The 22,753-nt window shown below is 70.4% G+C and carries 22 protein-coding genes; 10 read left to right on the forward strand and 12 right to left on the reverse strand.

Features of this window, described 5'->3' with window-relative positions:
* Positions 1 to 215: 215 nt before the first annotated feature.
* On the forward strand, positions 216 to 1,445 hold the full coding sequence (locus tag KO717_RS14615) for a nucleotide sugar dehydrogenase (protein ID WP_301367127.1): 1,230 nt from the start codon (positions 216 to 218) through the stop codon (positions 1,443 to 1,445).
* A 116-nt stretch (positions 1,446 to 1,561) separates the two neighbouring features.
* A complete protein-coding gene (locus tag KO717_RS14620) occupies positions 1,562 to 2,032 on the forward strand; it encodes a hypothetical protein (protein WP_301367128.1) in 471 nt (156 codons plus the stop codon).
* 85 nt (positions 2,033 to 2,117) lie between these two features.
* Here KO717_RS14620 and KO717_RS14625 read toward each other — a convergent pair whose 3' ends face one another.
* From KO717_RS14625 to KO717_RS14640, 4 genes are all read right to left on the reverse strand, one after another.
* Positions 2,118 to 3,242 carry a GuaB3 family IMP dehydrogenase-related protein gene (locus tag KO717_RS14625; protein WP_189733282.1) on the reverse strand — a complete coding sequence of 375 codons (1,125 nt, stop codon included), beginning with the start codon at positions 3,240 to 3,242 and terminating at the stop codon, positions 2,118 to 2,120.
* 143 nt (positions 3,243 to 3,385) lie between these two features.
* Positions 3,386 to 4,885 (reverse strand): IMP dehydrogenase, encoded by a 1,500-nt coding sequence (gene guaB, locus KO717_RS14630; protein ID WP_301367129.1) that lies wholly within the window; start codon positions 4,883 to 4,885, stop codon positions 3,386 to 3,388.
* Between the two features lie 296 nt (positions 4,886 to 5,181).
* The gene (locus tag KO717_RS14635) at positions 5,182 to 5,811 is read right to left on the reverse strand and encodes a sigma-70 family RNA polymerase sigma factor (protein WP_030389108.1); all 630 of its coding nucleotides are present in this window, start codon (positions 5,809 to 5,811) and stop codon (positions 5,182 to 5,184) included.
* Between the two features lie 360 nt (positions 5,812 to 6,171).
* Positions 6,172 to 6,783: a response regulator transcription factor gene (locus KO717_RS14640; RefSeq protein WP_003948568.1), complete on the reverse strand. Its 612-nt coding sequence runs from the start codon at positions 6,781 to 6,783 to the stop codon at positions 6,172 to 6,174.
* 380 nt (positions 6,784 to 7,163) lie between these two features.
* On the opposite strand from KO717_RS14640, the gene KO717_RS14645 reads away from it, so the two are divergent.
* Complete coding sequence (locus KO717_RS14645) at positions 7,164 to 7,490, forward strand: WhiB family transcriptional regulator (RefSeq protein ID WP_030011164.1); 327 nt, start codon at positions 7,164 to 7,166, stop codon at positions 7,488 to 7,490.
* 180 nt (positions 7,491 to 7,670) lie between these two features.
* Here KO717_RS14645 and KO717_RS14650 read toward each other — a convergent pair whose 3' ends face one another.
* Positions 7,671 to 8,570: a LysR family transcriptional regulator gene (locus tag KO717_RS14650; protein ID WP_301367563.1), complete on the reverse strand. Its 900-nt coding sequence runs from the start codon at positions 8,568 to 8,570 to the stop codon at positions 7,671 to 7,673.
* A gap of 88 nt (positions 8,571 to 8,658) precedes the next feature.
* Here KO717_RS14650 and KO717_RS14655 point away from each other — a divergent pair, with 88 nt between their 5' ends.
* From KO717_RS14655 to KO717_RS14665, 3 genes are all read left to right on the forward strand, one after another.
* A complete protein-coding gene (locus KO717_RS14655) occupies positions 8,659 to 9,345 on the forward strand; it encodes an MOSC domain-containing protein (protein ID WP_301367564.1) in 687 nt (228 codons plus the stop codon).
* A 31-nt stretch (positions 9,346 to 9,376) separates the two neighbouring features.
* Positions 9,377 to 10,150 carry an SDR family NAD(P)-dependent oxidoreductase gene (locus tag KO717_RS14660; RefSeq protein WP_301367565.1) on the forward strand — a complete coding sequence of 258 codons (774 nt, stop codon included), beginning with the start codon at positions 9,377 to 9,379 and terminating at the stop codon, positions 10,148 to 10,150.
* A 110-nt stretch (positions 10,151 to 10,260) separates the two neighbouring features.
* Entirely contained in the window at positions 10,261 to 10,956 is a 696-nt protein-coding gene (locus tag KO717_RS14665; protein WP_367401527.1) for an ester cyclase, read from the forward strand.
* An 80-nt stretch (positions 10,957 to 11,036) separates the two neighbouring features.
* On the opposite strand, the gene groL is transcribed toward KO717_RS14665, so the two are convergent.
* Positions 11,037 to 12,665: a chaperonin GroEL gene (groL, locus tag KO717_RS14670; protein ID WP_030011063.1), complete on the reverse strand. Its 1,629-nt coding sequence runs from the start codon at positions 12,663 to 12,665 to the stop codon at positions 11,037 to 11,039.
* 112 nt (positions 12,666 to 12,777) lie between these two features.
* The gene (groES, locus tag KO717_RS14675; RefSeq protein WP_030011064.1) at positions 12,778 to 13,086 is read right to left on the reverse strand and encodes a co-chaperone GroES; all 309 of its coding nucleotides are present in this window, start codon (positions 13,084 to 13,086) and stop codon (positions 12,778 to 12,780) included.
* A 1,034-nt stretch (positions 13,087 to 14,120) separates the two neighbouring features.
* On the opposite strand from groES, the gene KO717_RS14680 reads away from it, so the two are divergent.
* On the forward strand, positions 14,121 to 15,515 hold the full coding sequence (locus KO717_RS14680) for an FtsW/RodA/SpoVE family cell cycle protein (protein ID WP_301367567.1): 1,395 nt from the start codon (positions 14,121 to 14,123) through the stop codon (positions 15,513 to 15,515).
* Positions 15,516 to 16,152: 637 nt separating this feature from the next.
* Here KO717_RS14680 and KO717_RS14685 read toward each other — a convergent pair.
* Both KO717_RS14685 and KO717_RS14690 read right to left on the reverse strand, forming a co-directional pair.
* A complete protein-coding gene (locus KO717_RS14685; protein ID WP_301367568.1) occupies positions 16,153 to 16,362 on the reverse strand; it encodes a hypothetical protein in 210 nt (69 codons plus the stop codon).
* A complete protein-coding gene (locus KO717_RS14690) occupies positions 16,355 to 16,510 on the reverse strand; it encodes a hypothetical protein (protein ID WP_301367569.1) in 156 nt (51 codons plus the stop codon). Before KO717_RS14690 ends, KO717_RS14685 begins: the two co-directional genes overlap by 8 nt.
* A 191-nt stretch (positions 16,511 to 16,701) precedes the next feature.
* Here KO717_RS14690 and KO717_RS14695 point away from each other — a divergent pair, with 191 nt between their 5' ends.
* Positions 16,702 to 17,460: a GntR family transcriptional regulator gene (locus tag KO717_RS14695; protein WP_301367570.1), complete on the forward strand. Its 759-nt coding sequence runs from the start codon at positions 16,702 to 16,704 to the stop codon at positions 17,458 to 17,460.
* Here the strand turns inward: KO717_RS14695 and KO717_RS14700 are convergent.
* Positions 17,457 to 18,800, reverse strand: coding sequence for a tetratricopeptide repeat protein (locus KO717_RS14700; RefSeq protein ID WP_301367571.1), 1,344 nt, complete (start codon positions 18,798 to 18,800; stop codon positions 17,457 to 17,459). The two genes, KO717_RS14695 and KO717_RS14700, sit on opposite strands and share 4 nt — an antisense overlap.
* 142 nt (positions 18,801 to 18,942) lie before the next feature.
* Between KO717_RS14700 and KO717_RS14705 the strand changes: the two genes are divergently transcribed.
* Complete coding sequence (locus tag KO717_RS14705; protein ID WP_301367573.1) at positions 18,943 to 19,227, forward strand: hypothetical protein; 285 nt, start codon at positions 18,943 to 18,945, stop codon at positions 19,225 to 19,227.
* 378 nt (positions 19,228 to 19,605) lie between these two features.
* On the opposite strand, the gene KO717_RS14710 is transcribed toward KO717_RS14705, so the two are convergent.
* Together KO717_RS14710 and KO717_RS14715 are read right to left on the reverse strand one after the other, a co-directional pair.
* Entirely contained in the window at positions 19,606 to 20,481 is an 876-nt protein-coding gene (locus KO717_RS14710) for a polysaccharide deacetylase family protein (RefSeq protein ID WP_301367575.1), read from the reverse strand.
* Complete coding sequence (locus tag KO717_RS14715) at positions 20,478 to 21,416, reverse strand: polysaccharide deacetylase family protein (protein WP_437184513.1); 939 nt, start codon at positions 21,414 to 21,416, stop codon at positions 20,478 to 20,480. Before KO717_RS14715 ends, KO717_RS14710 begins: the two co-directional genes overlap by 4 nt.
* Before the next feature lie 146 nt (positions 21,417 to 21,562).
* Here KO717_RS14715 and KO717_RS14720 point away from each other — a divergent pair, with 146 nt between their 5' ends.
* Positions 21,563 to 22,753 carry a class I SAM-dependent methyltransferase gene (locus tag KO717_RS14720; RefSeq protein ID WP_301367579.1) on the forward strand — a complete coding sequence of 397 codons (1,191 nt, stop codon included), beginning with the start codon at positions 21,563 to 21,565 and terminating at the stop codon, positions 22,751 to 22,753.

A 22,753-nucleotide genomic window follows, 5' to 3' on the forward strand; every position in this document is an offset into this window, starting at 1 on the left:
GGTGCGGATGAGATCCCGCTCACATGCCCCGTTCCACGATTCTGACCGCCCGCACCCACATCAGCCACCGCCTGTGGACAACACAACGGTGGCGTTCACTCCGGAATGCGACATATCTGTCATATATAAGCCTAGTCTGACATTGCGCCAGCTCCCCTGCCCCCCGGAGAACTTGCGCGGCAGCCCCCTCATGTCAGGGAAGGGACGGCACCCCCATGCCCGCAGATCTCGCCGTCATCGGACTCGGCCATCTCGGCCTCCCACTCGCCCAGGCGGCCGTCGCCGCCGGAATCGAGACGGTCGGCTACGACAGCGGTCCGGTCACGGACTCCACCCTCACCGCCGCCGAGATCCGCCGCATGTCGGCGGCCGGCTTTCGGGTCACCACCAACCCCGCCGAGCTCGGCCGGGTCCGCACGGCCGTCATCTGCGCCCCCACCCAGCTCGGCGCCGATCGTGCGCTGGACCTCTCCGCCGTCGGCGAGGCCGGCCGCACGCTCGCCGCCCGGCTGCGCCCCCACACCACCGTGATCCTCGAATCCGCCGCCCACCCGGGCGTCACCGAGGACTACCTCCGCCCGGTCCTCGAAGCCGGCTCCGGGCTGCGGGCGGGCCGTGACTTCCACCTCGCCTACTCCCCCAGCCGCCTCGACCCGGGCAACCGCACCCACGGCATCTCCAACACCCCCAAGGTGATCGGCGGCCTCACCCCCGCCTGCACGGAGTCCGCACACGCCTTCTACGCCCGCCTCACCGAGAAGGTGGTCCGCGCCCGCGGCCTGCGCGAGGCCGAGACCGTGCAGCTCCTCGAAACGAACTACCGCCACGTCAACATCGCCCTCATGAACGAGATGGCGGTGCTCTGCCACGACCTCGGCGTCGACCTGTGGGACGTCATCCGCTGCGCCGAGACCAAGCCGTACGGATTCCAGGCCTTCCGCCCCGGCCCGGGAGTCGGCGGCCACGGCGTCCCCCTCGACCCGAACTACCTCCCCCACACCACGCGCACCCCCGGCCACCCGCTGCGCATGGTCGGACTGGCGCAGGAGATCAACGACCGGATGCCCCAGTACGTCATCCAGCGCTCGGCCACCCTGCTGAACGAGCACGGCAAATCCGCCCGCGGGGCCCGCGTCCTGCTGCTCGGCGTCACCTACAAGCCCGACCTGGCCGACCAGGAGGGCTCCCCGGCCCGCGAGATCGCCAGCCGCCTCCTCGACCTCGGCGCGCTGATCAGCTACCACGACCCGTACATCACGGGCTGGCGGGTCAGGGACCAGCCGGTCCCCCGCGCCGAGTCGCTCTACGAGGCCGCCGCGAACGCGGACCTGACCATCCTGCTCCAGCACCACCGCACCTACGACCTGCAGGGTCTCGCCGTGAAGGCCCAGCTGCTCCTGGACACCCGCGGCGCCAGCCCGGTGGGCGCCGCCCACCGCCTCTGAGCTCCGGAAAATCCCCCCACCGGATGTCCGGGGCTGCTGCTAGCCTGCGGCGTCACTTATCTCGTACATACGTCCCTACGGACAGTTGTGCGCGCATATCCCTGGGGGGATCTTCCATGAGCCAGAACTTCACGCCGCCCGCGCCCGACTCCTACACCGCGGCTCCCGCACCGGCTCCGGCCCGCGGCGGCAACGTCGTCCTGGCGATCCTCGGGGCGGCCGTCACCGCCCTGGCCGCGGGCGCCGCCTACGGCGGCCTCATGGGCGCGATCGAGTACCAGATCGGCTACGTGGCGGCCGGTGTCGGATTCCTCGTCGCCCTCGTCGCCGTCCGCCTCGGCGGCAACAACCCCGTCCTCCCGGCGGTGAGCGCCCTCCTGACGCTGGCCGGCGTCTACGCGGGCTACGTCCTGGCCGAGGCGATCGCCATCTCCAAGGACTACGCGGTCCCGGTGACCGAGCTGCTCACGAGCGAGATCGCCCAGGTCCACCGGTCGTACGTGGACACGTTCGACCCGATCTCGGTCCTCTTCTTCGCGATCGGCGCCTACGCCGCCTTCCAGACGGCCCGGAAGGCCGGCCACTGACGGCGGCGAAGGCTGATCCGGCCGCACATGCCGAAGGGCCCGGCCCCCGTTTCGGGGGCCGGGCCCTTCGGCATGTGTGGCCGGATCAGCGGCTGTGCTGCGAGTCCGCGATCGTGACCTCGACCCGCTGGAACTCCTTGAGCTCGCTGTAGCCGGTGGTGGCCATCGAGCGGCGCAGCGCGCCGAAGATGTTCATCGAGCCGTCCGGGGTGTGCGAGGGACCGGTGAGGATCTCCTCGGTGGTGCCCACGGTGCCGAGGTCGACCTTCTTGCCGCGCGGCACGTCCTCGTGGACGGCCTCCATGCCCCAGTGGTTGCCCTTGCCGGGCGCGTCGGTGGCACGGGCCAGCGGGGAGCCCATCATCACGGCGTCCGCGCCACAGGCGACGGCCTTCGGGATGTCGCCGGACCAGCCCACGCCGCCGTCGGCGATGACGTGCACGTAGCGGCCGCCGGACTCGTCCATGTAGTCGCGGCGGGCCGCGGCCACGTCCGCGACGGCGGTCGCCATCGGGACCTGGATGCCGAGCACGTTGCGCGTGGTGTGCGCGGCGCCGCCGCCGAAGCCGACGAGGACACCGGCCGCGCCGGTGCGCATCAGGTGCAGGGCCGCCGTGTAGGTGGCGCAGCCGCCGACGATGACCGGGACGTCGAGCTCGTAGATGAACTGCTTGAGGTTCAGCGGCTCTGCAGCGCCCGACACGTGCTCCGCCGACACCGTGGTGCCGCGGATCACGAAGATGTCCACGCCCGCGTCGACGACGGCCTTGGAGAACTCGGCCGTGCGCTGCGGGGAGAGCGCGGCTGCGGTGACGACACCGGAGTCGCGCACCTCCTTGATGCGCTGCCGGATCAGGTCGGCCTGGATCGGCGCGGAGTAGATCTCCTGGAGGCGGCGGGTGGCCGCGTCCTCGTCCAGCTCCGTGATCTCGTCGAGCAGCGGCTGCGGGTCCTCGTACCGGGTCCACAGGCCTTCGAGGTTCAGCACGCCGAGGCCGCCGAGCTCACCGATGCGGATGGCGGTCTGCGGGGAGACGACCGAGTCCATGGGGGCGGCCAGGAAGGGGAGCTCGAAGCGGTACGCGTCGATCTGCCAGGCGATCGAGACCTCCTTCGGGTCCCGGGTACGCCGGCTCGGGACGATGGCGATGTCGTCGAACGCGTACGCCCTGCGGCCGCGCTTGCCGCGCCCGATCTCGATCTCAGTCACGTGTGGTGGCCTTTCCTCTGGGTCTGCCCGTCCAGTATCCCCGAATGCCGGGGGCCCGCGTTCCGCTGACCGCTGTACGGACGCCCGCGCGGGCACGGCGAAGGGGGCGGGCCCGATGGACCCGCCCCCTCAGCTCATACCGTTCAGCCCTTGCGGGAGTAGTTCGGTGCTTCGACCGTCATCTGGATGTCGTGCGGGTGGCTCTCCTTGAGGCCCGCCGAGGTGATCCGGACGAACCGGCCGCGGTCCTGCAGCTCGGGGACCGTGCGGCCGCCGACGTAGAACATCGACTGGCGCAGGCCGCCGACGAGCTGGTGCACCACCGCGGAGAGCGGGCCGCGGTAGGGGACCTGGCCCTCGATGCCCTCGGGGATGAGCTTGTCGTCGCCGCCCACGCCCTCCTGGAAGTAGCGGTCCTTGGAGAAGGACTTCTGCTCTCCACGGGACTGCATCGCGCCGAGCGAACCCATGCCGCGGTACGACTTGAACTGCTTGCCGTTGATGAAGAGCAGCTCGCCCGGGGACTCCTCGCAGCCCGCGAGCAGCGAGCCGAGCATCACCGTGTCGGCGCCCGCGACCAGGGCCTTGGCGATGTCGCCGGAGTACTGGAGGCCGCCGTCGCCGATGACCGGGACACCGGCCGCCTTGGCGGCGAGCGCGGCCTCGTAGATCGCCGTGACCTGCGGGACACCGATGCCGGCGACGACGCGGGTGGTGCAGATGGAGCCGGGGCCGACGCCGACCTTGATGCCGTCGCAGCCGGCGTCGATCAGCGCCTGGGCGCCGTCACGCGTCGCGACGTTGCCGCCGATGACGTCGACGGTGGAGTTGGACTTGATCTTGGCGACCATGTCGCCGACCAGGCGGGAGTGACCGTGGGCGGTGTCGACGACGATGAAGTCGGCGCCCGCCTCGATCAGGGCCTGGGCGCGCTCGTACGCGTCGCCGGCGACGCCGACGGCCGCGCCGACGAGGAGCCGGCCGTCCTTGTCCTTGGCGGCGTTCGGGTACTTCTCGGCCTTGACGAAGTCCTTGACCGTGATGAGGCCCTTGAGGATGCCCGCCTCGTCGACCAGCGGAAGCTTCTCGATCTTGTGGCGGCGCAGCAGCTCCATGGCGTCCACGCCCGAGATGCCGACCTTGCCCGTGACCAGCGGCATCGGGGTCATGACCTCGCGCACCTGGCGGCTGCGGTCCGACTCGAAGGCCATGTCGCGGTTGGTGACGATGCCGAGGAGCTTGCCGGCGGGGTCGGTGACCGGGACGCCGGAGATCCGGAACTTCGCGCAGAGCTGGTCGGCCTCGCGCAGCGTCGCGTCCGGGTGCACCGTGATCGGGTCGGTGACCATGCCGGACTCGGAACGCTTGACCAGGTCGACCTGGTTGGCCTGGTCGGCGATGGAAAGGTTGCGGTGCAGCACGCCGACGCCGCCCTGACGGGCCATGGCGATGGCCATGCGGGCCTCGGTGACCTTGTCCATGGCGGCGGACAGCAGGGGAACGTTCACGCGCACGTTGCGCGAGATGAGGGAAGAGGTGTCGATCGCGTCAGGCGACATGTCCGACGCGCCCGGCAGCAGCAGCACGTCGTCGTAGGTCAGTCCGAGCGTGGCGAATTTGTCGGGCACTCCGTCGGCGGTCATGACACCTTCCCAAATGGTCTTGCTCAGCGCGGATGTCCATGCTAACGGGATCCCGACGCGTCTCATTCCACGACCAAGGTCAAGCAGAAGTTTCGTCGTTTCCTACGACTGCGGCCCGCGACCGGTGCCCACTCCGAGCTACCGGCGTGGTTCTACGCGGACCCGAACGGTCCGCTTCGGACCCGCCCGGACCCGCACGGACCTGTCGGCCCCGCACACGGAGCGCGGTGGGACGGCACGGACCGATGGGCCGGCGGACCGGCGGACCGCGAGGGCCCGCCCGGCCGCCTGCCGCTCTACTGCTCGGCGAGCGCCCGCAGCCGGCTGAGCGCGCGGTGCTGGGCCACGCGCACGGCCCCCGGGGACATGCCGAGCATCTGCCCGGTCTCCTCCGCGGTCAGCCCGACGGCCACACGCAGCACGAGGAGCTCGCGCTGGTTCTCCGGAAGGTTGGCGAGCAGCTTCTTGGCCCAGGCGGCGTCGCTGCTGAGCAGCGCACGCTCCTCCGGGCCCAGCGAGTCGTCGGGCCGCTCCGGCATCTCGTCGGAGGGCACGGCCGTGCTGCCGGGGTGCCGCATGGCGGCCCGCTGCAGGTCGGCGACCTTGTGTGCGGCGATCGCGAAGACGAAGGCCTCGAAGGGGCGCCCGGTGTCCCGGTAGCGCGGCAGCGCCATCAGGACGGCGACGCAGACCTCCTGGGCCAGGTCCTCCACGAAGTGACGAGCGTCACCCGGCAACCGCGAGAGCCGGGTGCGGCAGTAGCGGATCGCGAGGGGGTGCACGAAGGCGAGCAGGTCGTGCGTGGCCTGCTCGTCACCCTCCACCGCCCTGCGTACGAGCGCGCTGACGCCCCCGGCACTGCCGCCTTTGGCGGCGCCAGTCGGGCCTGTGGCCGCGGGTGACCCCAGGGCCTCGTCGTCGCGCATCAATCCATGGTGCCTTGGCGCCGGAGCATCCGCGCCGCCATGGCCCTTGTTGTGCATCGAAGCGTTATGAGCAGGTGCGCCGGAACTCATCATCTGCGCCCTCCCCTCCCGCTCGGCCGAATAGTCCCCGAGAGACTCCACACCCTCAAGGATGCGGCATCGCGCACGAAGCGAGACGTCCCCCGGATTGTGCCCCGCCAATCCCCGGGTGCGCACCGGGTACGGCGGGGGCAGGGATGCCCTCGACAACAAGCGCCGTCGAGGGCGGCGCGCCGCCCCGTCCGCGGGTGGCGGACGGGACCGCTCTCGACGATCCGCGGCCTGCGGCGGACCGGGCCGGGCCCGGCCACGACCGGGAGGTCAGCGGACCAGACCCCAGCGGAATCCGAGTGCCACGGCGTGCGCCCGGTCCGAGGCGCCGAGCTTCTTGAACAGCCGGCGGGCGTGCGTCTTGACCGTGTCCTCGGAGAGGAAGAGCTCGCGCCCGATCTCCGCGTTGGACCGGCCGTGACTCATGCCCTCCAGCACCTGGATCTCGCGCGCGGTGAGCGTGGGCGCGGCGCCCATCTCGGCCGAGCGGAGCCGGCGCGGGGCCAGTCGCCAGGTCGGGTCGGCGAGGGCCTGGGTGACCGTGGCCCGCAGTTCGGCGCGCGAAGCGTCCTTGTGCAGGTATCCACGGGCGCCGGCGGCGACCGCGAGGGCCACGCCGTCCAGGTCCTCGGCGACCGTCAGCATGATGATGCGGGCGCCGGGGTCGGCCGAGAGCAGCCGACGGACCGTCTCCACACCGCCCAGCCCGGGCATCCGTACATCCATCAGAATCAGGTCGGAGCGGTCGGCGCCCCAGCGGCGGAGGACTTCCTCGCCGTTGGCAGCCGTCGTCACACGCTCGACGCCGGGCACGGTGGCAACCGCGCGACGGAGCGCCTCTCGGGCAAGCGGGGAGTCGTCGCAGACGAGGACGGATGTCATGACCGCCCTCCGCAGCTGCTGATGCGCGTCACCTTGAGCCTCCAGGCTGGTACGTATCGTCACCTGTGCGGTCGATGCTCCCGGACACCTGTCCGAGAACTTATTGGTTCAACCGCCTTCGCACTCTCAACGATGGTCACTCGAAAGAGTTACGGGTCGGACGGACACCTTCAGCACTCTACGTGAGGAAGCGATCACGGCGCTGGAGCCACGAGCTGCTTGTCCTCCATCTGGAGCTATGCCCTATTTGGCGGCTTTCCTTCCGTTTGGCACGTGTCTGAGGCTAGATTCCCAATGAGTCATATTTACATCTACTCCGACAGTAGGTGTGGAGACATGGACCGTATCCGCCTCAGTACCGGCACCAAGAGGGACTACCAATGGCAGATTTCTCCCGCCTCCCCGGACCGAACGCCGACCTCTGGGACTGGCAGCTGCTAGCCGCCTGCCGCGGGGTCGACAGCTCCCTCTTCTTCCACCCGGAAGGCGAGCGGGGCGCGGCCAGGAGCGCGCGCGAGGCCTCGGCTAAAGAGGTCTGCATGAGATGCCCGGTGCGTTCGGAATGCGCCGCGCACGCACTCGCCGTCCGAGAGCCCTACGGGGTGTGGGGCGGCCTCACCGAGGACGAGCGCGAGGAACTGATGGGCCGCGCCCGGCATCGCCTGATCCCCGCATCGAGTGCGATCGGACCGATCGCGCCGAACTGAGAGCCGACGAAGCGTCCGAAGGAACGTTTCTTCGAATCACCAGCACGCCCGGGCGTGTCGCCGCCCGGCCTGTGTTTCACCCGTTCGGCCGTACCAGGCCCTGCGAAGTGTGCGCCCCCGGCCGCCGCCGGGGGCGGACGCGGGGCAGCGCGCGGACACGGGTCAGCGCGCGGACACGGGTCAGCGCGCGGCGGCCCGCTCCAGCTCGGCCAGGGTCGCGGCCACGGCCGGCACCCGGGCCAGGTCGGGCAGGGTCAGCGCCACGATCTCCCGCTCGACGGCCGGCTCCACCGCCACCGTGCTCACACCCTTGGCCCGGACGGACTCCACCGCGAGCTCCGGCAGCACCGCCACGCCCAGCCCGGCGCCTACCAGGCCGACCACCGCCGGGTAGTCGTCGGTGGCGAAGTCGATGCGCGGGGTGAAGCCCGCGCCCTCGCACACGTCCACCAGATGGCGGCGGCAGCGCGGACAGCCCGCGATCCAGGGCTCGTCCGCCAGCTCCGCCATGCCCACGCGCTCCGCCCCGGCCAGCCGGTGCCCCTCCGGGACCAGCCCGACGAGCCGGTCGGTCAGCAGCGGCCGCACCACGAGGTCGTCCCACTCCGCGGCGGAATGGGACGCCCCGCCGTAACGGAAGGCCAGCGCCAGGTCGCAGTCGCCCTCGCGCAGCATCTCCACCGAGCGCGGCGGCTCCGCCTCGACCAGCGAGATACGGGTCCCGGGGTGCTCGGCGCGCATCGCCGCGAGCGCGGTCGGCACCAGCGTGGAGCTGCCGCTGGGGAAGGACACGAGCCGGACCCGGCCCGCGCGCAGCCCCGCGATGGCCGCGACCTCCTCCTCGGCGGCGGTCAGCCCGGCGAGGATCCCCGCGGCATGGCGGACCAGGGCCTCGCCCGCCTGGGTCAGCCGCATCTCGCGGCCGGTGCGGATGAGCAGCGGGGTGCCGGCCGACTGCTCCAGCGCCTTCATCTGCTGGGAGACAGCGGGCTGGGTGCAGCCGAGCTCGCGGGCGGCGGCGGAGAAGGACCCGGTCCCGGCGACGGCGCGCAGAACCCGGAGATGGCGTGCTTCGATCACCCTTCGAGCATAAGCCCTACTTTGATTCCTGCGCCAATACCCCGATGCCGCTTTGAGACGGCTCGGTTAGCGTGGTCCCATGGGCTCCATGCAATTGATCTCTGTGAACCTCGGCCGCGCCACGGCCGTCGACTACACGGACGCGGAGGGCGGGGTGACGGGCATCGGCAAGCGTCCCGTCCCCGGACCGGTCCGCGTCGCCGCCCCGGGCCCCAGGTCCACCGGCCTCGGCAGCGGCCTGGAGGGTGACACCGTCTGCGACCGGCGCTACCACGGCGGTGACCACCAGGCCGTCTACGCGTACGCCCGCGAGGACCTGGACCTGTGGGAGCGCGAGCTGGGCCGCGAGCTGCCCGGAGGCCTCTTCGGCGAGAACCTCACCACCTCCGGCATCGACCTGAACACCGCGCGGATCGGCGACCGCTGGCAGGTCGGCGCCGACGTCGTCCTCGAAGTGGCCGCGGCCCGCATCCCGTGCCGGACCTTCCAGGGAGCCATGGGCGAGGCCGGCTGGGTCAAGCGGTTCACCCAGGAGGCCCGGCCGGGTGCGTATCTGCGGGTGATCGAGGAAGGTTCGGTCTCCCCCGGCGACCCGATCCGGATCATCCACCGGCCGGACCACGACGTGACGGTGCAGCTGTGGTTCCGCGCCTTCACCACCGAGCGGGCCCTGATGCCGCTCACCCTGGCCGCGGGCGAGGCGATGGCGCCGGAGGCCCACGAGCGGGTTCGCCTGTACGTGGAGAAGTACGGGGCGGGGGCCGGGGCGAGGTAACGCCGTCACCCCGGGAAGCTAGGTTGCGCCTATGACGACTGCGTTGATTACGGGATCCACGGCGGGCATCGGCGCCGCCTTCGCCCGGCGGCTGGCCGCCCAGGGGCACAATCTGGTGCTGGTGGCACGGGACACGAAGCGGCTCGGCGAGCAGGCCACCGAGCTGCACGACCGGCACGGCATCGAGGCCGACGTGCTGGCCGCCGACCTCTCCACGGAGGAGGGCATCGCGGCGGTCGAGCAGCGCCTGGGCGACCGCACCCACCCGGTGGACCTGCTGGTCAACAACGCGGGCTTCGGCAACAAGGGCCGCTACCTCGAAGTCTCCATGGCCGACGAGCTGACGATGCTGAAGGTGCACATCGAGGCGGTCCTGCGGCTGACCTCGGCGGCAACGGAATCGATGCGCTCGCGCGGCCGCGGCGGCGTGATCAACGTGGCCTCGGTGGCCGCCTTCGTACCGCGCGGCACGTACGGGGCGAGCAAGGCCTGGGTCGTGCAGTTCACCCAGGGGGCGGCGCGGGACCTGGGCGGGTCCGGGGTGCGGCTGATGGCGCTGTGCCCCGGCTTCGTCCGGACGGAGTTCCACCAGCGGGCCGGCATGGGCACGGACAACATCCCCGGCTGGATGTGGCTGGACGCCGACAAGCTGGTGGCCGCGGCCCTGGCCGACCTGGCCCGCGGGAAGACGGTGTCGATCCCGGACCCGCGGTACAAGGCGCTGATGGGCGTGGTGAAGCTGACGCCGCGCGGACTGCTGGGCGGGGTGTCGTCGCGTACGGGCCGCAAGTACGGCCCCCAGTAACCCTGGAGGACGCCCCGAGGGGCCGGCCACAGGCGGCCGATCGGGTGAAATCTCCCTAAACTGGACCTGTCCCATCCAGCGCGGGAGGCGACGCGATGACATTCGTACAAGTGATCGATTATGAAACCAGGCGGTTCGACGAGATGAATGCGCTCATCGACCGCTGGGCGGAGCAGAGCAGCGGCAGGCGCACCGCCACGCACACGATGATCGGCCAGGACCGCGAGGCCCGGAACCACTACGTGGACATGGTGGAGTTCGCCTCGTACGAAGAGGCCATGAAGAACTCCCACCTCCCCGAGACGGACCGGATGTTCCAGGAGATGGTGGCTCTCTGCGAAGGCATGCCGAAGTTCATGAACCTGGACGTGGTCCGCGACGAGCACCTCAACAAGCAGCTCGCCGACCGGGTGTTCGAGGAAGCGGCCATGACCGGGAACATGAGCGTCCTCGACGAATGCTTCGCGACGAACTACATCAACCACGACGTCAGCAGGGCGGAGTCCACCGTCGTCGGACGCGACTCCATGCGGTCGGACATGGAGACGTGGCGCGCGGCCTTCGACATGACCTTCGAGACGACGGCCCAGCTGGCCGAGGGCGACATGGTCACGACGGTGTGGAACTGGACCGGCACCCACAAGGGCCCGTTCATGGGGGTCGCACCGACCGGGAAGACGTACTACATGTCCGGGAGCACCACGTTCCGGTGCGTCGAGGGAGAGATCATCGAGGGTTGGTGGCACTACAACCCCGGAGCCCTGCAGCAGCAGATGGGCGGAACGGGTTCCCCGTACGGAGCCTGAGCCCCCGACACGGGGCAGAGCAACGGGAAGGCCCCGCTCCGCGACTGCGGAACGGGGCCTTCCCGGCGTGGTGCGCGCGATCAGTGGCTGTGGCCGTGACCGTGGCCGTGACCGGCGTCGCCCTCGTCCTCCGCCGGCTTCTCGACGACCAGGGTCTCGGTCGTGAGCAGCAGGGAGGCGATGGAGGCGGCGTTCTCCAGCGCGGAACGGGTGACCTTCACCGGGTCGATGACGCCGGCCTTGACCAGGTCGCCGTACTCGCCGGTGGCGGCGTTGAAGCCCTGGCCCTTGTCGAGCTCGGCGACCTTCGAGGTGATGACGTAACCCTCGAGACCGGCGTTCTCGGCGATCCAGCGCAGCGGCTCGACGGCGGCGCGGCGCACGACCGCGACACCGGTGGCCTCGTCGCCCGACAGGCCGAGGTTGCCCTCGAGGACCTTCACGGCGTGGACGAGCGCGGAGCCACCGCCGGAGACGATGCCCTCCTCGACCGCGGCGCGGGTCGCCGAGATGGCGTCCTCGAGACGGTGCTTCTTCTCCTTGAGCTCCACCTCGGTGGCGGCGCCGACCTTGATGACGCAGACGCCGCCGGCGAGCTTCGCCAGGCGCTCCTGCAGCTTCTCGCGGTCCCAGTCCGAGTCGGTGGACTCGATCTCGGCCTTGATCTGGTTGACGCGGCCGAGGACCTCGTCGTGGCTGCCACCACCGTCGACGATGGTGGTGTCGTCCTTGGAGATGGTCACGCGGCGGGCGGAGCCCAGCACGTCCAGACCGGCCTGGTCGAGCTTGAGGCCGACCTCCTCGGCGATGACGGTGGCACCGGTGAGGGTGGCCATGTCCTGGAGCATCGCCTTGCGACGGTCACCGAAGCCGGGGGCCTTGACGGCCACCGCGTTGAAGGTGCCGCGGATCTTGTTGACGACGAGGGTGGAGAGCGCCTCGCCCTCGACGTCCTCGGCGATGATCAGCAGCGGCTTGGAGGCGCCGGCCTGGATGACCTTCTCCAGCAGCGGCAGCAGGTCCTGGATCGAGGAGATCTTGCCCTGGTTGATCAGGATGTACGGGTCGTCGAGGACGGCCTCCATACGCTCCTGGTCGGAGACCATGTACGGCGAGAGGTAGCCCTTGTCGAAGGCCATGCCCTCGGTGAACTCCAGCTCCAGGCCGAAGGTGTTGGACTCCTCGACGGTGATGACACCGTCCTTGCCGACCTTGTCCATCGCCTCGGCGATGAGCTCGCCGACCTGCTGGTCCTGCGCGGAGAGCGCGGCCACGGCGGCGATGTCGGACTTGTCCTCGATCGGGCGGGCGGTCGCGAGGAGCTCCTCGGACACGGCCTTGACCGCGGCGTCGATGCCCTTCTTCAGGGCGGCCGGGGAAGCACCCGCGGCGACGTTGCGCAGACCCTCGCGGACCAGCGCCTGGGCCAGCACGGTGGCGGTGGTGGTGCCGTCACCCGCGATGTCGTTGGTCTTGGTCGCCACCTCCTTCACGAGCTGCGCGCCCAGGTTCTCGTACGGGTCGTCCAGCTCGACCTCGCGGGCGATGGTGACACCGTCGTTGGTGATGGTGGGGGCGCCGAACTTCTTGTCGATGACGACGTTGCGGCCCTTGGGGCCGATCGTCACCTTGACCGTGTCGGCAAGCTTGTTGACGCCGCGCTCGAGGGCGCGACGGGCGTCCTCGTCGAACTTCAGGATCTTCGCCATGGGAGCGGTTCAGCCCTCTCGAAAACTCGGGTTTAACGAGCTGCGCCCCTCGCCGCCCGGCAATCAGCGGGGTGACCAGGGGCGCAGCTCAAAGCAGTACTGATGAAGAGAATTACTTCTCGACGATCGCGAGCACGTCGCGAGCCGAGAGGACGAGGTACTCCTCGCCGCTGTACTTCACTTCGGTGCCGCCGTACTTGCTGTAGAGCACGATGTCGCCGACGGTGACGTCCAGCGGGAGACGCTGGCCGTCCTCGAAGCGACCCGGGCCCACCGCGAGGACGACGCCCTCCTGGGGCTTCTCCTTCGCGGTGTCCGGGATGACCAGGCCGGAGGCCGTGGTCTGCTCGGCGTCGAGCGGCTGGACCACAATGCGGTCCTCAAGCGGCTTGATGGCAACCTTGGAGCTGGCGGTCGTCACGATCCGACCTCCCCCTTCGGAGATCCGGGGTTAACTGTCTGAGGTGGCGACCAGGTCGATCCGTCGTCGCGGGTGCCGGATCTGCCTGTCGCTGTGTTGGCACTCACCGGGGGTGAGTGCCAGGTGCGAGACTATTCCGGCGATTAGCACTCGGTCAAGCGGAGTGCCAATTCCCGACCGCCGGGCGTTGCGCGAAGAAGAACCGGAACGTCGGCCACCGGGGCTCACGGGCGTGGTGGATCGCCCCTCTCCGCGACCTGACCAGGCGAAACACGGTGTCACGCCGACGCGGCGCCGTCTCGCACCGCGGTGGGCCTGCCGATCAGGATCTCCTGCGGCTTCCCTGCCGGGGCGGCGCCTCAAACGCCGGCGAGGCCGGTCCCCTGCGGGGTGCTCGGCAGTTCACGGCGGGTCCGGATCCTCGCCGGGCTCCGCCCGGACCCGCGCCTCAATCGCCGGCGGGGCTGGGTGGTGTGGGGCGGTGCCCCGCACGAGGGTCTCCTCGGCTCGGCGCGTTCGGGCTTGTCACGGCCAGGCGGCCGTGGTCGCGCCTCGTCCTGCGGGGACCCTCCTGCGTGTCCCCGCCCCACGGCGGGCTTCGACGGCGTGAGGGGTGGGGGGACGGGGCGGGGTGTCCCCGCAGGACGAGCGCGCAACCACCGGGTACCGCCGAGACAAGCCCGCACGCGCCGAGCCGAGGAGACACCCCGCCCCGGCACCCCACCCCGACACCTACAACCACCGTCCACCGAGGCCCGGCCCCGCATTTCCAGCCCCGCCGGCGTTTGAGGCGCGGGTCCGGGCAGAGCCCGGCACACGGCAGCGCGCCCGGCACACCGCCGCGCCGTCCACAGGGCCCGAAGGAACCATGGGGAGGGCTCCAACGTCGTAGATGATATGAAGATAAAGCGCCTCATTGCCGAGCAGATCGGACCCAAAGCTTCCGCTGACCCCGGCGCACCGGGCGCCACGTCCTCACCCCCGCCGTCCTTCCCGCCCTCCGCGTCCGCCCCCAAGGACAGCGGCGGCATCCCGTGCGTGGGCTGAAACCCCTGACGTCGGCGGTCGCCCGCCGCCGCACCGAGGCGCTGCTCCTCGTCTTCGTCATCGCCATCGCCGTTTTCGGCCACGCCGCCGCAGGCCTCGCCATGAACGGCGAGCTGCCGCCCAAATTCGTCGACTTCACCATCAGCATGACCCTGCTGTCCCTGGTGGGGCACCTGGGCGTACGCCGTTTCGCGGCCTACGCCGACCCGCTGATCTTCCCGCTCGCCATGCTGCTGACCGGCCTCGGACTGGTGCTGCTGCACCGCCTCGACCAGGGCTACATCGAGCGCTACAACTCGGACGCGAACGCACCCGGCCAGCTGATGTGGACGGTCGTCGGGGTCGCCGCCTGCCTGCTGGTGCTGGCGCTGCTGCGCGACCACCGGCTGCTGCAGCGGTTCATCTACATCAACATGGCCGTCGCGCTGGTGCTGCTGATCGCGCCCGCCTTCTTCGGCGCGGACACCTACGGCGCGAAGCGCTGGATCAAACTGTTCGGTTTCTCGCTGCAGCCCGGCGAGTTCGTGAAGATCATGATCGCGATCTTCTTCGCGGGCTACCTGGTCATCCACCGGGACTCGCTGGCCCTGACGGGCCGTAGATTCCTGGGCATGCGACTGCCGCCGATGCGCCAGCTCGGCCCGATCGTCACGGTGTGGATCGTCTCGATGCTGGTCCTGGTCTTCGAACGCGACCTCGGCACCTCGCTCATCTTCTTCGGGGTGTTCGTGGTGATGCTGTACGTCGCCACCGAGCGCACCAGCTGGATCGTCTGCGGCCTGGTCATGGCCTCGGCGGGCGCCTTCGTGGTCGGCTCGACGGAGCCGCACGTCAAGGCACGCGTGGCTGCGTGGCTCAACCCGCTGTCGTTCTACTGGGAGAACCGGCCGCCCGGAGTCACCTCGGACCAGTCGGCGCAGGCGCTGTTCAGCTTCGGCACGGGCGGCGTCTCCGGCACGGGCCTCGGCATGGGGCATCCCGAGCTGATCGCGTTCGCCGGGCGCAGCGACTTCATCCTGACCACGGTGGGCGAGGAGCTGGGCCTGGCCGGGGTCATGGCCGTACTGATCCTCTACGCGCTCCTCGTGCAGCGGGGGCTGAGGATGGCGCTCGGCGCGCGCGACCCCTTCGGCAAGCTGCTCGCGGTGGGCCTGGCGGCGGCGCTGGCCCTGCAGGTCTTCGTGGTCGCGGGCGGTGTGACGGGCCTGATCCCCCTGACGGGCAAGGCCCTGCCGTTCCTGGCCAAGGGCGGCTCATCCCTCCTGGCCAACTGGATCATGATCGCGCTGCTCCTCCGCATCAGCGACAGCGCGGAACGCCAGCGCGAGGCGGACAGCCACGGCCCGGTGGAAACGACGATCACGCCGGTGGTGCGGGTGTAGGGGCGGCTTCGGTGCGCTTCGCCTCGCCAGGATTCCCGCCCCCTCGGGCCACCACCCCGCGGCGGCGTTTGCCCACCCGCCCCCGGGCGCGGGGACGGCTTCGGTGAACGGGATCCGCTGGGGCGGTAGTCAGTGATGCGTATGGGGGTTTCCCGTCAGTCTCATCGTCTCTCCGGTTCGGGCCGGTCCCTCAAGGGCGCTCCTCCTTCGTCGTCGCGTCGCTACGCGATGGCCTCCGGCCACCCTTGACCGACCGACCCGCCCCGGACATACGAAGACCGCCGGGAAACCCCCAAAGGAACGAGCCGGGCGTTCCTTTCCAGGGACGGGCGCATCAGAGACCTTCGGGCGGGCCGGGGGGCACGACCGAGAGACGGGGCCCATCACCGATCACGGCCCGTGTCGGGGGAGCGCGTCCAATCGCTACGCGCTCCTCATCTCTCAGCGTCCGACGACCGTCCTGGGCTGAATGACCGCTGATACCTCGACTCGGCCGATTTGCAGCCGGGTCTGCGCGACCATGACCGTCCTCTTCTCGCCGCTGTGAGTACTTCCGCGCCCAAGCCCGAGTACACATCGGCTTGGCCGAGTGCAGTCGCCAGACGAACCACGCACCCGCTGGAGAGCCGACGATTCGTCAGTCCGCCGCCTCGACGTTGGCGACCGCGGTGGTGAATTCACGACCGGACGCGCCACGGATGTACGCCAGCTCCATCCAGTACTCAATGTCGGCATTCGAGACGTTCTCGTTGATCACGGCCATCAATTCACCCTCGACGCCCGAAGCGATGTCACGGACGCGCCGGCGCAGGAGTCGGTGCGGCACGTATGCGTAACGCTCACTCATCGGACACCCCTCGCAGGGTGCGGAGGAAGCGCTCCCAGCCGATCAGCGCCCGGCCCAGCAGGTCTTCACTGGGCTCGCGTATGACAGCCACCCTCACAGGGAGGGCGTCGTCCGTGTCGACGGTGAAGACATCTCGGCGCTGCGACATACAGATCACTCCTCACTCGCGAGGCCACCTCGAAGGCTGCCTCTCTAGAGATGTATCCACTACAGTCGACATCACCTCGATCCGTCAATACATCTCTAGAGATCTCACGGATATGAGGCTCGATGCGGGTGCGTGCGGTGCCACACCTCTGGCCCTAGGGTGTCTAGAGAGGAGAAGGAGTGATCGGTTTAATGACCAGCCAGGGCAGCACCCGTCAGCCGAAATACCAGCGGATCGCCGATGCGCTGAGGGCGGCCATTCAGACGGGCGAATACGGCCCGGGCGACCGCCTGCCGGGTGAGAACGACCTCATGGCCACCTACGAGGTCGCGCGGATGACCGCACGTCAGGCCCTCGGTGTACTGCAGAACGAAGGACTCGCGGAGGCCCGAAAGGGTGCCGGCGTCTTCGTCCGGGCGTTCAAGCCTCTGCGGCGGCGCGGTATTCAGCGGCTGGCGCAGGAGCGGTGGGGCTCGGGGCGGTCCGTCTGGTCCGCCGATACCGAGGATCGGGAGCTGGTCGTCGACCAGGTCGACGTGCGAGTGGAGGAGGCGGACGACCGCGTCTGCGACGCGCTGGGCGTCGCGGCAGGGACTCAGGTGTGGGCCCGCAGCCGCCGCTTCGTGCTTGACGGCAAGCCCGTGCTGTTCGCGGTGTCGTACCTGCCGGCGGACATCGTCGGGGACTCCGCCATCACACGGGCCGACACCGGTCCCGGCGGGACGTACGCGCGGCTGGCCGAGCTGGGGCATGCGCCCGTTCATTTCCGGGAGGAGATCCGCTCCCGGATGCCCTCGGCCGGTGAGGCCGAGCGGCTTTCGCTCTCCATGGGCACGCCTGTCATCCAGATCGTGCGCACCGCGTTCGCCGAGGGCGGGCGAGCTGTTGAGGTCAACGAGATGACGCTGGACTCCGCTTCGTACGTGCTGGAGTACGACTTCGACGCCTAGAAGGGCGGCCAGTCGCTGTAGCCGGTCGGCTGGGGTGGCGGGACCTGGGGGCTGGGGGTCCGCAGGAGTGTTATCGCCTCCTCGACGCGGCCCAGCTCCACCAGGAGCGGGCCGAGGGTCCTCCGGTGGTCCAGGCGGTCCGTGTCCAGCAGGGTGAGGGCCTCTTCCGGGCGTCCGGCGTCGATCAGCAGGTGGGCCAGGCTCTCCAGTGCGTAGGGGCTCCCGCCTTCGGGGTGTGCGAGGGCTTCCGCCACGGCGTCGTCGAGTCGGCCGCACGCGGCCATGAGGGGCCCGCGCAGCCGGGACAGCTCCCACTCCTCCCCGCCCCGCCGGGCCTTGAGCGCGTCGAGGTGGGCGAGGCCCTCCTCCGCGCGGCCCTCGGCTGCGAACAGCTTGCACAGCTGGTCCACGATCCAGTCGTCGGCACTGTCCAGCGCGCGCACGATCTCGATGGCCTCGGCGCCCCGCCCGTGCCGGGCCAGGAGTTCCGCGAGCAGGATCGACGTGTTCCAGCGGTCCTCATCCGCGTGCTTCCGGTACGCGTCGACCGCGCCGGCCACGTCGCCGCGCTCCTCCAGCAGCTCCGCGAGCTGCCGGACGGCTTCCGGCGTGCCGGCGTAGGCGCGCAGTTCGTCGATCCGGTCGTGCCGTACCAGCAGTTCGGCCAGTGGGTCACGGTTGTTGACGACGGTGGGGCCGTACGTGTGCAGCACCGCGATCGCTTCGTCCGTACGCCCCTGCTTCTCGTGCACGGACGCCAGCAGGTTCACCGCGTTGAAGGGCTCCCTGTACGGCTGACCGCATTCCGGGCTGCCGCACCGCGGGCACGAGTTCCCGGGGGCCAGGCGGGCCTCCAGCAGTGCAGCGACCTCCTCGGCGCGGCCCAGCCCGACGCCCACCTCGACCAGGGCCTCGGCGAGCAGCCAGTCGGTGGTGTGCGGCAGGAGCAGTTCGTACGCCTCTTCGCCCTGCCCGTGCCGCGCCAGCAGCAGAGCCAGGTCGTGCAGAGCCGACCGCTCCCCGTCCGATGCGAAGGGGCGGACGAGGGTGATGGCCTCCTCGCCCCGGCCGCCGGCCTCCAGCAGCCCCGCGGCCTCCGCGGCCGCCGTCCACCAGCCGGTGCCGACGTAGGGAGCCAGTACCTCAAGGGCCTCGTCCAGCGCGCCCCGGCCGGCCAGCAGGCGCGCCCAGGCGCGGGCGCAGAACCAGTCGCCGTCCTCCGCCAGGGCCTGCCCGCGCACCAGGTCGGCGTGCCCGAGGGCGAGGAGACGGTCGACGAGGTCCGGTGGCACGCACTCGTCATGCATGCCGGTCCTGCGGTGGAGTACGGCGGCGTCCATGGCCGCACCCTAACGGCCGCCCGTTCGCGCCGCCGACGAGGTCTCTTCCGGTGATTGCCGGGCACGGCGCGGGCCGGGCGAGGCCGGTGCGGGTACGTCCTCTTCGCAATGACGACGCCCAGCACCGTTGAGGGGACCAACCATGTACGCAGCAGTCCGGCGCTATGAAGGCGTGACCGACCCGGCCGAGGCCGGACGCCTCGTCGACGAGGGGTTCGTGCCGATCATGCGCCAGGTCCCCGGATTCGTGGCGTACTTCTGGGTCGACGCCGGAGGCGGGGTGATGGTGTCCACGAGCGTGTTCCGGGACCGGGCGGGAGCCGACGAGTCGGTCGAGAAGGCTGCGGAATTCGTCCGCGACCACCTGGCTCAGTTCCTGCCCAACCCTCCACAGGTCACCGCCGGCAAGGTCGTCGCCTCCGCCTAGCTTCTGCCGGTGGCCCAGGACGGGCGGGAGACGCTGAGAGGTGAGGAGCGCGTAGCGATCGGACGCGCTCCGCCCGACCCGGGCCCTGGTCTGGATGGGCCCCGCCTCTCGGTCGTGCCCTACCGGGATCTGCCTGGGCATCTCTGTCCGCCCGTCCCTGAAAGCTTCGACCGGCCCGTTCCTTTGGGGGTTTCCCGGCAGTCTTCGTATGTCCGGGGCGGGACGGTCGGTCAAGGGTGGAGCGCAGCGACATCGCGAAGCGACGCGACGACGAAGGAGGAGCGCCCTTGAGGGACCGGCCCGACACGGAGAGACGATGAGACTGACGGGAAACCCCCATACACATCCCTGATACCGCCCGAGCAGCTCCCGCCCGCCCTACAGGTAGTCCTCCAGGCGGCCTATGCGGTAGCCCTGTTCCTGGATGCGCTGGAGCATGCGCGTCGTCATCTGGGTTTCCGTCGTGCCCTTGAGCTCAGCCGGGCCGCGGAAGTGGGCGAGGATGATGTCGCCGGGTTTGAGGGCGGAGCCCTCGGCGTACTGGAAGTTGTTGATCTGCATCGAGGCCCGCCACAGCACCAGGGACGAGACTCCGCACTCCGAGGCCGCCCGGAGGGTGTCGTCGTTGTAGTTGCCGAAGGGCGGGCGGAACAGCGGCGGGCGCTTGCCGAAGCGCTTCTCCAGGCGTTCCTGCTGGCCGCATATCTCCTTCCTCTGCGCCTCGAAGGAGAGGGTCCGCAGATTCGGGTGCGTCAGCGTGTGGTTGTTTATCGTGCTCGCCGAGCCGTTGTCGCGGAGCTTCTCGAAGTACCCGTAGTCCGACGAGGCCACGCTGTCCGTGAGGAACATGCTGATCGGCAGCTTGAGGTCGGCCGCCATCTTCAGGAACTCGGGGTCCTTCTCCGCGCCGTCGTCGAAGGTCAGGAAGACGACCTTGTCGTCCGCCGGGACGGGTATTCGGTCTATCACCGGGACCTTGCCCGGGCCCGGCTTCGGGAACTGCGGCTTCTGGGCCGGCTTGGGCGCGTACTGGAGGGGGGCCGTGAGGCCCCACTTCTTGTACGCATCGTCGACGGCGCCCCCCGGCGCGGTCGACACAGCCGACGGCGTGGTGCTGCCGGCCTCCGGTGTCGGCTGCGCCGTCCTGCCGGCCAGCCGTTCGGTGGGGGCCGCGCTGTCCCCGCACCCCGTCAGGGACAGCGCGAGCGCGCCGGCGGCCAGAGTTCCGGCTACCAACCGGCGCGCGTGCTTCACAGATAGTCCTCCAGGCGAGCCACGGCGTACCCCTTGTCCGTGACGGTCTTCATGACATGACGGATCATGTCAGGCATCGTGCCCTTCCAGTCGTCCTTGCCCCGGAAGTGCGTGAGGATGATGTCACCGGGGTGCAGATCGCGGTCCCATTCACGGTAATCCATCCGGTTGGTGAACGCCTCCGCGTTCCACAGCGGGACCGCCTTGATGCCGCAGGACTTCGCCGCGCGCAGCGTGTCCTGGTTGTAGTTGCCGTACGGCGGCCGGAAGAGGGTGGGCCGCTTGCCGAACTGCTTCTGGATCGTGTCCTGCTGGCCGCAGATCTCCTCGCGCTGCTGCTCGTACGACAGGCCGGGCATGTAGCGATGGTTGAGCGTGTGGTTGTTCAGGGTGACGCCCGCGGCCTGCATCTGCTTGAAGTACGGGTAGTTGTCCCGGACGACGTAGTCGCTGAGGAAGGCCGTGTACGGGATCTTGAGCTCCTGCATCATCTTCAGGAACTCGGGGTCCTTCTCCGAGCCGTCGTCGATCGTCAGGAAGACGACCTTGTCCTCGGTCGGGACCGTGGTGAAGACGTGCGGGTACTCCTCCTGGTCCTCCACCTCGAAGCCCTCGCGCGTGGTGATCTCGGGCTTCACCTTGGGCGCCGGCGGGGCGGCGAGCGGGGTCTTGCGCAGGCCCCACTTCTTCGCCGCGACGACGCGTGCCTGCTGGGCCGCCTTGGCCTTCTCGGCGGCGCTGAGGGCGCCGGCCGCGCCCGCCTCCGCGGCCTTCGCCTTCGCGCCCTTGTCCGGCCCGGAGTCCCCGGAGCCGCACGCCGTCCCGAGGGCGGCGACGAGCAGGGCTGCGACGGCCACCCCGAACCGGCCGCGCGGACCTGCCGCGTACCGGTGACCTTGTTGCGACTTATTTCCCTTTTGTCGTACTAGCTGCATAGCAGCGCATCCTGGCACCCGACACACGGACTCCCCGGAAGACACCGCGAACGCGGTCGCACCTTCCTTCGACTGGCCCACACCGTCCGGCCCGGGGGCGCCCGCCCGCGCCGCTCCCGGGCCGGCCCGTCGCCGACAATGGACCCGTGACCCCCGAAGACTTCGCCGCCCTCCTCACCCCCGAGGGCCGCGCCCTCCTGGACTCGCTCCGCGACTACGACCCCTCCCAGGAGCTGGCCGTCGCCACCCGGCTGCGCCGCGAGCACCCCGCCGCCCTGGTCTCCGCCGCGCTCGGGCAGGCCCGGCTGCGGCAGCGCGCGGTGGCGAAGTTCGGCGCCGAGGACGCCTTCCGGATGTACTTCACGCCCGGCGGCGGCGAGATGGCCACCCGCGCGTCCGTGGCCTCGTACCGGGCCGAGCGGCTCGCCGCCCTCGGCGTACGCAGCCTCGCGGACCTGTGCTGCGGCATCGGCGGCGACGCCCTGGCCCTGGCCCGGCTCGGCATCCGGGTGCTCGCGGTGGACCACGACCCGCTCACGGTCGCCGTCGCGCGGGCCAACGCCGAGGCACTCGGGCTGGCGGACCTGATCGAGGTCCGGGAGGCGGATGTGACGGAGGTGGACACCTCCGGCTACGACGCCGTCTTCATCGACCCGGCCCGGCGCGGGGGGCGCGGCCGGATCTTCGACCCGGAGTCGTACTCGCCGCCGCTGTCATGGGCGGTGGAGACGGCCCGTGCGGCGAAGTACGCCGCCATCAAGATCGCTCCCGGGATCCCCCACGAGGCCGTGCCGGCGGAGGCCGAGGCCGAGTGGATCTCCGACCAGGGGGACGTCAAGGAGGCCGTGCTCTGGTTCGGAACGGCGCCGGGGACCGTGCGCGCCACCCTGCTCCCCGGACCGCGCGGGCTGCACACGGCCGATCCGCTGCCCGATCCGGCGGCCGGGCCGGTCGGCCGCTGGCTCTACGAGCCCGACGGGGCCGTCATCCGCGCCCATCTGGTCGCCGAGGTCGCCGGACAGCTGGACGGGCGGCTGATCGACCCGACCATCGCCTACATCACCGCCGACGAGCTGCGTGCGACGCCGTACGCGACGGCGTACGAGATCACCGACGTGCTGCCCTTCGGCCTGAAGAAGCTGAAGGCGCTGCTGCGCGAGCGCGGGGTCGGGATCCTGACCGTGAAGAAGCGCGGCTCGGCGATCGAGCCCGAGGAGCTGCGCAGGAAGGTCAAACCGCAGGGGCCGAACTCCGCGACCGTCTTCCTGACCCGGGTGGCGGGAGCCCCCTCGATGCTCATCGGCGCCCCTGTGCCGGCTCCCGCCGACACCCCCTAG

The organism is Streptomyces xanthophaeus, from assembly GCF_030440515.1.
GTDB lineage: Bacteria > Actinomycetota > Actinomycetes > Streptomycetales > Streptomycetaceae > Streptomyces > Streptomyces kutzneri.